General features: G+C 65.1%; 9 protein-coding genes. All 9 read right to left on the reverse strand.

Features of this window, described 5'->3' with window-relative positions:
- Window positions 1–265 precede the first annotated feature (265 nt).
- Window positions 266–2575: a PAS domain-containing sensor histidine kinase gene (locus VRZ08_RS19580; RefSeq protein WP_107355129.1), complete on the reverse strand. Its 2310-nt coding sequence runs from the start codon at window positions 2573–2575 to the stop codon at window positions 266–268.
- 217 nt (window positions 2576–2792) lie between these two features.
- On the reverse strand, window positions 2793–4172 hold the full coding sequence (locus VRZ08_RS19585) for a cation-efflux pump (RefSeq protein WP_414533593.1): 1380 nt from the start codon (window positions 4170–4172) through the stop codon (window positions 2793–2795).
- Between the two features lie 124 nt (window positions 4173–4296).
- Window positions 4297–5265 (reverse strand): zinc-binding dehydrogenase, encoded by a 969-nt coding sequence (locus VRZ08_RS19590; RefSeq protein WP_414533594.1) that lies wholly within the window; start codon window positions 5263–5265, stop codon window positions 4297–4299.
- Window positions 5266–5310: 45 nt separating this feature from the next.
- Window positions 5311–6306 carry an NAD(P)H-dependent flavin oxidoreductase gene (locus tag VRZ08_RS19595; protein WP_164601683.1) on the reverse strand — a complete coding sequence of 332 codons (996 nt, stop codon included), beginning with the start codon at window positions 6304–6306 and terminating at the stop codon, window positions 5311–5313.
- Window positions 6307–6548: 242 nt separating this feature from the next.
- Complete coding sequence (locus VRZ08_RS19600; RefSeq protein WP_414533595.1) at window positions 6549–7334, reverse strand: fumarylacetoacetate hydrolase family protein; 786 nt, start codon at window positions 7332–7334, stop codon at window positions 6549–6551.
- 216 nt (window positions 7335–7550) lie between these two features.
- Entirely contained in the window at window positions 7551–8531 is a 981-nt protein-coding gene (locus tag VRZ08_RS19605; RefSeq protein WP_414533596.1) for a 2-dehydropantoate 2-reductase, read from the reverse strand.
- A gap of 100 nt (window positions 8532–8631) precedes the next feature.
- Window positions 8632–9924, reverse strand: a complete 1293-nt coding sequence (gene oxlT / locus VRZ08_RS19610; RefSeq protein ID WP_414533597.1) for an oxalate/formate MFS antiporter — start codon at window positions 9922–9924, stop codon at window positions 8632–8634.
- A 168-nt stretch (window positions 9925–10092) separates the two neighbouring features.
- Window positions 10093–11370, reverse strand: coding sequence for a formyl-CoA transferase (frc, locus tag VRZ08_RS19615; protein ID WP_107355134.1), 1278 nt, complete (start codon window positions 11368–11370; stop codon window positions 10093–10095).
- Between the two features lie 4 nt (window positions 11371–11374).
- Window positions 11375–11560: a hypothetical protein gene (locus VRZ08_RS19620; protein WP_414533598.1), complete on the reverse strand. Its 186-nt coding sequence runs from the start codon at window positions 11558–11560 to the stop codon at window positions 11375–11377.
- Window positions 11561–11625 lie beyond the last annotated feature (65 nt).

Here is an 11625-nt window from a genome sequence, read left to right on the forward strand (position 1 = left end):
CAATGTGGTCGCCGGTCGATCGCGTGGAGGCCTGGTATCAGAGCATCTCGGGATTCCGGGTTCGCTCACTGCGTGAGCGCCCCGGAATGACGTTGTGTGGAGCGTCCGAACTCACCCCGAGTCATTCCGGGGCGCGCGAAGCGCGAACCCGGATTCTCCTTCTGCGCTGCGGAGTCACGCCATCGCCGTGCAACGGCAGAGACGAGGCCGTGAAAAGAGACCAGGGCGGGCAAGAGGCCAGACGGCGAGATCAGACTGAGCGAGATCAGGCGGCGAGGGGGCGCTGCTGGCAGGTGCGGGGCAGGCTGACCATCACGATGGTGCCGGCGCCGAGGGTGGAGCGCAGCCGCATCGAGCCGCCGTGCAGATTGACCAGCGACTTGGCGATCGCAAGGCCAAGGCCGGAGCCGTGATAGCTCTTGGTGAGCTGGCTCTCGACCTGTTCGAACGGCTGGCCGAGGCGGCGCAGCGATTGCGGCGGAATGCCGATGCCGGTGTCGGCGATCATCAGCACGATCGAACCGCCGGCGATGCGGCCGCGCACCGTTACCCGGCCGGCATCCGGGGTGAACTTCACCGCGTTCGACAAAAGGTTGATCAGGATCTGCTTGATGGCGCGGCGGTCGGCGACGATCGGGATCTGGTCGTTGAGCTCGGAGCGCAGGTCGAGATGCTTGTGCTCGGCGCGTCCGGCGACGACTTTCAGTGACTCGCCGATGGTCTTGGCGAGATCGAGCGGCTCCATCTCCAGCCGCATCCGGCCGGCTTCGATCTTCGACATGTCGAGGATGTCGTTGATCACCTCCAGCAGATAGTGACCGCTGGTCATGATGTCGTGGCAGTATTCCTGATACTTCTCCGAGCCCAGCGTGCCGAACATGCCGCTGCCCATGATCTCCGAGAAGCCGATGATGGCGTTGAGCGGCGTGCGCAGCTCGTGGCTCATATTGGCCAGGAATTTCGACTTGGTTTGATTGGCTTCTTCGGCCCGCCGTTTTTCGTCGGCGTATTTGCGGGCGAGGTCGGCGAGTTCGAGCGCCTGCTTCTCCAGTTTCGACTGCGTGATCTTGAGATCGGCAACGGTGGCGCGCAGCCGCAGGTCGTTGTCGACCAGCTTCTGTTCGTGCGCCTTGATCCTGGTGATGTCGGTGCCGACCGCGACGTAGCCGCCGTCCTTGGTGCGCCGCTCGCTGATGTGCAGCCAGCTGCCGTCGTCGAGCTGCGCCTCGAAGGTGCGGGCGCCGGGCATCACCGCGCCGTTGTCGCACAGCCGGGTGCGGAGCTGCGGCATGCGGCCGACTTCGAGAATGGTCTCGTAGGAGGTGCCGGGCGTCACCGCCGAGTCCGGCAGCTTGTGCAGGCGCTGGAAGTGCGAATTGCACAGCACCAGCCGGTTGTCGGCGTCCCACAGCACGAAGGCTTCCGGGATGGTCTCGATCGCGTCGCGCAGGCGCAGATCGGCTTCGACCGAGCGCTCGGCGAGGCTCTTCTGCTCGGTGATGTCGACCGCGATGCCGATCAGGTGTTTCTCGGTCGAGCCGGACTCCTGGGTGAGCTCGCAGCGCATCCGCAGCCAGATCCAATGGCCGTGGGCGTGACGCATCTGGAAGCTGTGGTCGATGTGATCGACCCGGCCCGCCATCAGTTCGTCGGCGATCGCGAACAGGTCGATGTCCTCGCCCTTCACCAGCGCGTTGACCTCACCGAAGGTGAGGAGGTCGTTGCGGCTCTCAAGGCCGAGGATCGTGAACATCGATTGCGACCAGAAGATCCGGCCGCGGCTGAGGTCCCAATCCCATAGGCCGCAGCGGCCGCGATTGAGCGCGGTGTCGATCCGGCTGCGCACGGCGTCGTTGATCAGGTCGCCCTCGCGGGCGCGGGTCGACTGCCAATGGAAGGCGAAGCCGAGGATCAGCACCACGAATCCGGTGGTCGCCGACAGCGTCACCTGCAGCGCGGTGTCCGATCGCAGCACCGAGCCGGTGTCTTCCTGAATGATGACGACCTGGCCGGGCAGCGACTTCACCACATGCATCGTCGCCAGCGCGGAGGCGCCGCCGGGCAGGGTGATTTCGGTGACACCGTTCGACTGACCGGACTTGGTCAGCGACGCCGCGCCGAGCACTTCAAGGAAACGGTTGTCGAGGCTAGGTTCGGCGCCGATCGGCACGCGCGCGAGAATCCGCTGATCGGCGCTGGTGACGATGACGTGCCGACCCGCGGCGATGCCCCAGGTCGGGATCAGTCCGGGCAGCAGGTTCTGCAGCCGTTCGATCGAGGCCGGGCGGTCGAGCCGGACCACGCCGATATGCTCGAGCCGTTCGGCGATCAGATCGGCGAGTGCGCTGAGATCGCGGTTCATCGCACCGCGCTTCTGCTTGCTCTGCTCGATGATCTGAACAGCGGCACCGAAGAAGATGGTGACCAGAAATGCGATGATCAGCAAAGGCACCGCGCGCCGCAACACCGGCTCTGCATTCAGCAGCCGATGATAGGCGGGTTTAGCGATCGACTGCGCCAATCCTTTAATGGAATCGGATTGAGCGCAGGCGTCCGCTGCCTGCACGCGCGCCATACGTGGCCCCCACCAAGTATCCGTCAGCACCCGTTCGAAGCAGCGAGCGCCGTTCGAATCATGATTAGGATTTGAATCGACTTTTAGGGGGCTGTCGAGAGTCAACGACTCAGGCCGCCTGAAAAATTCTTATCCAAAGGTGAATCGCGCCGACATTTTTTCGTGAGTCGAGTCCGAAACAAGAACGGCCGCAAAGTTTATTGCGGCGCTGTTCGTCTCAGTCGGCGTTCGGCGGTTCGGCGTGACTGATCACGCGCTTCACCGAGGGGAACTTGGCGCGCAGCTTGCGTTCGATTTCGTCGACGTGCTCGTGCACCGAGATCACGCTCATCGACGGATCGGCGTAGCAGTGGAAGTTGACGATCTCGCCGGCCTCGGTGTCGCGCACACGGACGCTGTGCACGTCATGAATCGCGCCGTCGTGGGTGAGCTGGCGCAGCGCCAGCCGAATCTCTTCGACACGCGCGGGCGCGGCGTCGGAGCCCTGCGGCAGCTCCGGCTCCAGCGGTTCGATGTGGGTGTCGACTTCGACATCGGCACCGAAGTCCTCGCGGATGTGATCCTCGAGCTTGTGTGCGATGTCGTGCGCTTCGATCAGCGGCATATCGCCGTCGACCTCGAGATCGATGCTGACGATCAGCTTGTGACCGAGATCGTGCACAGTGACGTGGTGGACGGCGAGGCCGGAATTGCGCGCGATCACCATGATGCGCTCGCGCACGCTTTCATTGTCGCGCGCCACCGGAATCGCCGTGAAGGTGAGGTCGGCATCGCCGAACATCGCCGACATCGATTCCTGCGCCTTGCGCTTGATCTCGTCGATACGGTCGATCGGGTAGGTGCGGGGCACTTCGACGAGGGCGTCGATGAAATGCGTCGGGCCGACCATGCGGGCGCGCAGCCGTTCGATGCCGACCACGCCCGGCACCGCGCCGATCGCTTCGCGTGCTTTGTCAGAGACGCCTTCGGGCGCGCGGTCGAGCAGGGTCTGGATGGTCGAGCGGCCGAGCCGCAGGCCGAGCAGCGAGATCATCACCGCGACGCCGATCGCAGCCGCAGCGTCGCCCCAGTGAAAGCCCGCGGCGGCCAGCGCGAGGCCGGCGATTACCGCGAACGAGCCGAGCACGTCGGAAGCGAAATGCAGCGCGTCGGCGGCGAGCGCCTGGCTCTTGGTGGCGACAGCGGTCCGGTGCAGGGCCCAGGCGCGCCACAGATTGACGACGATATCGACGCCGAGAATGGCGAAGGCCAGATATGAGAAGGTCGGCGGCGGCGCGCCTTCGCGCAGCCGGCTGTAGGCCTCGACCAGAATGCCGCCGGCCAGCACGTACAGCATCGCGATCACGCCGAGCGCCGACAGGCTCTCGATCTTGCCGTGGCCGTAGTGATGCGCATCGTCGGCGGGGCGATCGGAGATCCGCACCACGAACCAGGTGATGATGGTGGCGACCAGATCGATCGAGCTGTGCAGAGCTTCGGAAATCAGCGCCAGCGAACCGATGGCGATGCCGATGGCGAATTTCGCCGCCGCCATGGTGGCACTCGCCACAACGGAGACCGCGGCCACTCGCGACTTGGTGCTGGCGATGTCGTTCATGGCGGGGGATTTAGCAGCCTCGTGCGACGCCGAAAAGGCGCGCGGCCCGTTACCCTGGTGGTAACGGGGCGGTTTGGACTAGCTGCGAATTAGTCTCAGCTTAGGGCGTGGTCGCTGGCGGCCGTTACAGCGTCACCACGATCTTGCCGAGGTGCCGATTGGCTTCCATGTGGGCGAAGGCGGCGCCGATCTCGGCGAACGGAAACACCTTGTCGACCGGCACCTTCAAGATGCGTGCTTCGACCGCCGGCCAGATGTCGCCGCGGACCTGGCGGAAGATTTCGCGGACCTCTTCGACGCTGCGGCTGCGGAAGGTGACGCCGACATAGTCGATCCGGCGCGCGGCGTGCAGATCGAAATTGAAGTCGGCATGGGTGCCGCCGAGCCGGCCGACATTGACGATGCGGCCGAGCACCCGCGTCGCGGCGAGGTTCTGGTTGGCGACCTTGCCGGAGACCTGGTCGATCACGAGATCGACGCCGGCGCCGCCGGTGGCGGCGAGCACCTGATCGACCCAGCCGTCGCCGGAGGAGTCGATCGCCAGATCCGCGCCGAACTGATGCAGCTTGTCGCGGCGGCTCTTATCGGTCGACGAGCCGATCACCTTGCGGGCGCCCTTCAACTTGGCGATCTGCATCGCCATCAGCCCGACGCCGGAACTGGCGCCTTGCACCAGCACCGATTGCCCGGAGCGCAGCTTGCCGATCGCCACCACCGCATTGTGCATCGTGGTGAGGGCGACCGGCAGGGTGGCGGCGTCTTCGAAGCTCAAGCCGTCCGGGATCGGCAGCAGCCGGCCGTGATCGGCCAGGGTGTACTCGCCGAACGCGCCGGCGGTGGAGCCCATCACCCGGTCGCCGACCTTGCAGCCATAGGCCTCGTCGCCGAGCGCTGCGACTTCGCCGGCGAACTCCATGCCGAGCACCGCGCCCACGCCGCCGGCGGCGCCGTGAGCGTGGCCCTTGGTCATGCCGAGGTCGGCGCGGTTGAGCCCGCAGGCGCGGACCCGGATCAGGACTTGCGGGCCTTTCGGCGCCGGCTTGTCGACTTCAGTGATGGCGGCGCCGGCGGCGCCGTAGACATAGGCTTTCATCGCAAGCTCGTCCTGTTCTCGCGGCGCCGGCCCGGCGCGCGCCTCTTACTCCGCGGCCTCGCGCGCGCCGCCCGAGGTCATGGCCTCGAGCCGGCCGCGGATGATCGCCTCCGCCTCGCGCACGATCCGCGACACCAGCTCGGCGCAGCTTGGAATATCATGGATCAGGCCCTGCACCATGCCCGCCGACCATACGCCTTCGTCGGTGTCGCCGTTGACATAGACCATCTTGCCGCGCGAGCCGGCGACCAGCTCCTTGACCTGCTCAAAGGTCGCGCCCTGCTTCTCCAGCTCGATCACCTGCTGGCTGATCGCATTCTTGGCGACCCGCGAGGTGTTGCGCAGGGTGCGGAAGATCAGGTCGGTGGAGCGCTCGTCATTGGCGACGATCTTTTCCTTCACCGCCTGATGGATCGGGCTCTCCTTGGTGCACATGAAGCGGGTGCCCATGTTGATGCCGTCGGCGCCGAGCGCCAGCGCCGCGACCAGGCCGCGCGCATCGGCGAAGCCGCCGGAAGCGATCATCGGAATCTTGATCTTGTCGGCAGCGGCCGGGATCAGCACCAGGCCGGGGGTGTCATCCTCGCCCGGGTGGCCGGCGCATTCGAAGCCGTCGATCGAGATGCCGTCGACGCCCATCCGCTCCGCCGACAGCGCGTGGCGGACGCTGGTGCATTTGTGCAGCACCTTGACGCCGTGCTTCTTGAACTCCTCGACGTGCTCCTGCGGCTTGTTGCCGGCGGTCTCGACGATCTTGACGCCGCTCTCGATGATGACGCGGCGATACTCGGCATAAGGCGGCGGCTTGATCGCCGGCAGGATGGTGAGATTGACGCCGAACGGCTTGTCGGTCATCTCGCGGCAGCGCGCGATTTCCTTGGCGAGATCTTCCGGCGTCGGCTGCGTCAGCGCGGTGATCATGCCGAGCGCGCCGGCATTGGCGACGGCGGCGACCAACTCGGCCCGGCCGACCCATTGCATGCCGCCTTGCACGATCGGATGTTCGACGCCGAAGGCTTCGGTGAAACGGGTCTTGATCATTTGGGTCCCCCTTGGACAATCCGGCGCCTGACGCGCCTGTTGCTGTTGCTGGCGGCCGGGAGATTGCCGAAGCGACAGCGAAATGTCCAATGCGCGGGGAGGGGAGCGTCATCTCACCGAGTCATTCCGGGGCGCTCGCGCCAGCGAGCGAACCCGGAATCTCGGCGTCGTGAAAACAATTTCGAGATTCCGGGTTCGCGCTTTCGCGCGCCCCGGAATGACGTGTGTGTGGCGAGAGAGCGTCAGGCTTTCGCCGCCTGGCGGAATTCGTTGTGCAGCTCGCCGATGCCTTCGATCGCGATGGTGACGGCGTTGACCGGTTCTTTCATCACGCCGACGCCGACCGAGGTGCCGCAGCAGATCAGGTCGCCGGGCTCCAGCGTCATGTCGTGCGACAACAGGCTGACGAGCTTGTGCGGAGCAAAGATCATGTCGGCGACCGGATAGTTCTGCCGCTCAGCGCCGTTGAGGATGGTGCGGATCGATAGCGCCTGCGGATCGAGCCCGGTGGCGATCGCCGGGCCGAACGGACCGAAACCGTCGAAGCTCTTGGCGCGCGCCCATTGCGGGAAGCTCGGATCGCGATTGAGGATATCGGCGGCGGTGATGTCGTTGACGCAGGTGTAGCCGAAGATGTGCGACGCTGCGGCTTCTTCCGAGACGTTGCTGCAGCGCTTGCCGATGACGATGCCGAGCTCGCCCTCGTACACCACCTTGCCGTCGTAAGAGGCGGGACGGTTCACCACGGCGCCGTGCGATGCGACGCTGGTGGTGGCTTTGAGGAAGTACAACGGCTCCGGCGGGATCGACTGATTGAGCTTCGCGGCGAGCGCGCGGAAGTTATTCCACAGCCCGATGATCTTGCCGGGCGCGCATGGGGAAAGCAGCTCGACATCGCCGAGTTGCAGCGTCTGCCCGGTCGGTTTGTTGGCGCCGAACATGTCGCCATCATACACGGCGATATCGGAATGCGCGATCGTGCCGAACCCGACCGCGCCCTTGGCGCGAAAACGAACCCATTTGGTCACGGCGTGTTTTCTCCTTTGTTCCTATAACTGAAGCTCTTCCAGCGTCATTGCGAGGAGCGTAGCGACGAAGCAATCCAGCTCCGTGCTCGGCGCTTCTGGATTGCTTCGCTGCGCTCGCAATGACGGGGAGAGGCTTCGTTGCTAACAACCTCGGGATTCCGGGTTCGCTCGCTGGCGCGAGCGCCCCGGAATGACGGGGCGTGGGACGGTGAACCGTCAGTACAGCCCCGCCACCTTCGCGCGCTGGATCACGAGGCCGAGGACGGAGTCGATCGCGGGGGTGGGGATGTTGGTCATCCGGCCCATCTCCTGCACCACGGTGACGAGCGGATCGATCTCCATCGGGCGGCCGCGTTCGAGATCCTGCAGCATCGAGGTCTTGTGCGCGCCGACCTTGCGGGCGCCCTCGATGCGGCGTTCGACGTCGACGCGGAACTTGACGCCGAAGGTCTCGGCGATCTGTTGCGCTTCCAGCATCATCGCCTTCGACAGCGCCCGCGTCGCCGGATCGGACGCGATCACGTCCAGCGTCGCATGCGTCAGCGCGCTGATCGGATTGAAGCAGACGTTGCCCCACAGCTTCAGCCAGATCTCGTCGCGGATGCGGTCGAGGATCGGCGCCTTCAGCCCGGCAGCTTCGAACACCTTCGACAGGTTCTCGACGTCGGGGGTGGTTTCGCCCGACGGCTCGCCGATCGGGAATTTGTCGCCGTAGACGTGGCGGATCACGCCGGGCGCTTCGATCTCGGTTGCCGGATAGACGATGCAGCCGATGCCGCGCTCGGGGCCGAGCTCCTTCCACTGCCGGCCGCCCGGATCGATGCTCTCCAGCGTGCGGCCTTCGAACTCGTTGCCGCCGTGCTTGTAGAAGTACCAATACGGCACGCCGTTCACCGCCGTGACGATGCGGGTGTGCGAGCCGAGCAGCGGCTTCATCGACTCGATCGCACCGGTGATCGAATGCGCCTTCAGGCAGATGATGATGAAGTCCTGCACGCCGAGCTCGGCCGGCTTGTCGGTGGCGTTGGGCTTGATCACCCGCTCTTCGTCCCCGATCAGCAGCTTGAGCCCGTTCTCCTTCATCGCCTGCAGATGCGCGCCGCGCGCCACCAGGCTGACGTCGGCGGCGCCGGAGCGAGCGAGCTGGACGCCGAGATAACCGCCGATCGCGCCGGCGCCATAGATACAGACTTTCATGCGATTTCCCATCAGACAGACGACAAGACAGGCGTGGCCGTTCGGCCACGCCGCGGTGACACCAGATCGGTCTGCGGCGCGCGCGTTGCCGCCGCGCCGATCAGACCATTTCGCTCTTGGCGACGACGCTGCGCCGCCAAGGTTTGAGCACCAGCAGCGCGAGCAGCGACGCCAGAATGTTGGCGGCTGCCGCGAGCAGGAACACCAGGTCCCAACTGCCGTTCGATTGCTGCAGCGAGTTGGCGAGCGGCACCAGCAGCGCCGCGGTGCCCTTGGCGGTGTAGAGCAGCCCCGCATTGGTGGCGGCGAACTTCGCCCCGAAGGTGTCGGTACAGGTCGAAGGGAACAGCGAGTAGATCTCGCCCCAGGCGAAGAACACCAGACCCGACAGCAGCACGAACCACACCGGATCCTGTCCCAGCGCATACAGCGCGTAGATGCCAATGCCTTCGAGCCCGAACGCGATGAACATTGTGTTCTCGCGGCCGATCTTGTCGGAGATCCAGCCGAAGAACGGTCGCGTCAGACCGTTGAGGATGCGATCGAAGGTCGCCGCGAAGGTCACCGCCGTCATGGTCATCGCCATCAGCGTGACGGGCGTGTCGGCGATCTTCCAGTCGGCGGCGATCGGTTTCAGGTTGGCGGTGACCATCAGCCCGCCGGCGCCGACGATCACGAACATGAAGTACATCAGCCAGAACACCGGCTGGCGCAGCACTTCGGTCGGCCGGTAGTCGCGCCGCGTCTGGAACACGTTGGCGTTGCGGGTGGGAGAGGGTACCTGTCCCGGCTTCGGCGCGAGCAGGAGCAGCGACAGGAACACGATCACGATGCCCTGGCCGAGACCGAAATACATGAAGGTGGTCTGAAAGCCGGAGTCGCGGATCATCGCCTGGATCGGCGCCACGGTGAGCGCCGAGCCGGCCCCGAAGCCCGCCGCCGTCAGTCCTGCAGCCAATCCGCGCTTGTCCGGAAACCATTTCAGCGCGTTGCCGACGCAGGTGCCGTACACCGCCCCGGCGCCGATGCCGGCGACGATCATGCCGAGATAGTAGCCCGACAGTGTCGTCGCCTGCGCGTTGATCGCCCAGCCGATCGCACACAGGATGCCGCCGATCAGCACCACCAGACGCGGCCCGTATTTGTCCACGAACCAGCCCTCGATCGGCACCAGCCAGGTCTCGAACAATACGAAGAGGGTGAATGCCCATTGGATCGAGGCGCGGTCCCAGCCGAAGGTTTTCTGAATGTCGGGGACGAAGAACGTCCAGCCGTATTGATAGTTGGCGATCATCACCATCGCGCCGACGCCGATGGCGAGTTGCGTCCAGCGATAGCTCTCACTCACGCGCCGCGTCTGCGCGGCGGCCACCCCGTGCACCGTGTCCGTCATGTTTCCTCCGTGAGCCGGCGCCTCTGTCGGGAGCCGTACCGTCGCCATTGTGATCGTGCTAATCACCAGGCGCAAGGAGGGAAATAACAACCTGACTTTTTATGACGTGCGGACAAGTTAGTCCGACCGCGCCCGTGGTATTCGGGCGCGGCGAATGCGATGCAGCAATTACTCCGCCGCTTGCTTGCGCGGCGGGGCGGTCGCGCCGGAATCGTGGATCTCGGCGACGTGCGCGTCGCTGTAGCCGAGGACGTCGCGTAGGATTTCGTCGGTATGTTCACCCAGCAGCGGCGAGCGCTTCACCTCGGTGGGGGAGTCCGACAGCTTGATCGGGTTGCCGACCGACAGATACTTGCCGCGGGCCGGGTGATCGACTTCGACGATGGTGCCGGTGGCACGCAGCGACTGATCCTCGGCGAGTTCCTTCATCGACAGGATCGGGCCGCAGGGGATGTCGTCGGCGTTGAGGATCTCCATGGCCTCGAACTTGGTCTTGGTCATGGTCCACTGCTCGATCCGCGCGAAGATCTCGTTCAGCCGCGACAGCCGCGCCGGCGGCGTGGCGTAGTCCGGATGCGTCTTCCAGCCGGTCTCGCCGATCACGTCGCAGATCTTCTCCCACACCGGGGCCTGGGTGATGACGTAGATGTAGGCGTTCGGATCCTGCTCCCAGCCCTTGCACTTCAGGATGCGGCCGGGCTGGCCGCCGCCGGAATCGTTGCCGGCGCGCGGCACCGCGTCGCCGAACGGGATGCCTTCGCCGAACTGGCTGTATTCCTTGAGCGGGCCGTGGGCGAGGCGCTGCTGATCGCGCAGCTTGACGCGGCAGAGGTTGAGCACGCCGTCCTGCATCGCGGCGGTGACGCGCTGGCCGCGGCCGGTGTGGTGGCGCTGATACAGCGCGGTGACGATGCCGAGCGCGAGATGCAGGCCGGTGCCGCTGTCGCCGATCTGCGCGCCGGTGACCAGCGGGAGCCCTTCGCGGAAGCCGGTGGTCGAGGCAGCGCCGCCGGTGCACTGCGCGACGTTCTCGTACACCTTGCAGTCTTCATATGGCCCCGGACCGAAGCCCTTGATCGAGGCGACGATCATCCGCGGGTTGATCTCCTGGATTTTCTCCCAGGTGAAGCCCATGCGGTCGAGTACGCCGGGGCCGAAATTCTCCACCAGCACGTCGCAGGTGCGGATCAGCGCGGTCAGCACCTCCTTGCCCTTCGGATTCTTGGTATCGAGCGTGATCGACCGCTTGTTGTGGTTCAGCATGGTGAAATACAGGCTGTCCACTTTCGGGATGTCCTGCAGCTGACCGCGGGTGATGTCGCCGCTGCCGGGACGCTCGACCTTGATGACGTCGGCGCCGAACCAGGCCAACAGCTGCGTGCAGGTCGGGCCGGATTGGACATGGGTGAAGTCGAGAACGCGAACGCCGTCGAGCGCCTTGGTCATCTGGTTACTCCGTGGTGTTCAATTTCTTGTCGAGGTCAGCTCTCAGTTCGTCATTGCGAGGAGCGAGCGGCGAAGCAATCCAGCGGCCCGTGCTTGCGTCCTGGATTGCTTCGCCTTCGGCTCGCAATTGTGCATGTTCAACAATTCGGTGATCGAATCCACCCATCAGGGAGGCTTCGATGCGCGACAACAGCTTCGATCGGACGATTGAAAGAAACTACATCCAGAAGTGGCGTTTTCTGATCGCTGAGTACG

Source organism: Rhodopseudomonas sp. G2_2311 (genome assembly GCF_047501505.1).
Taxonomy (GTDB): Bacteria; Pseudomonadota; Alphaproteobacteria; order Rhizobiales; family Xanthobacteraceae; genus Rhodopseudomonas; species Rhodopseudomonas palustris_H.

Excerpts from the sequence above, each read along its gene's own strand:
- VRZ08_RS19580 (WP_107355129.1), bottom strand. The coding sequence starts at position 2,575 with ATGGCGCGCGTGCAGGCAGCGGACGCCTGCGCTCAATCCGATTCCATT.
- VRZ08_RS19585 (WP_414533593.1), bottom strand. The coding sequence starts at position 4,172 with ATGAACGACATCGCCAGCACCAAGTCGCGAGTGGCCGCGGTCTCCGTT.
- VRZ08_RS19590 (WP_414533594.1), bottom strand. The coding sequence starts at position 5,265 with ATGAAAGCCTATGTCTACGGCGCCGCCGGCGCCGCCATCACTGAAGTC.
- VRZ08_RS19595 (WP_164601683.1), bottom strand. The coding sequence starts at position 6,306 with ATGATCAAGACCCGTTTCACCGAAGCCTTCGGCGTCGAACATCCGATC.
- VRZ08_RS19605 (WP_414533596.1), bottom strand. The coding sequence starts at position 8,531 with ATGAAAGTCTGTATCTATGGCGCCGGCGCGATCGGCGGTTATCTCGGC.
- oxlT (WP_414533597.1), bottom strand. The coding sequence starts at position 9,924 with ATGACGGACACGGTGCACGGGGTGGCCGCCGCGCAGACGCGGCGCGTG.
- frc (WP_107355134.1), bottom strand. The coding sequence starts at position 11,370 with ATGACCAAGGCGCTCGACGGCGTTCGCGTTCTCGACTTCACCCATGTC.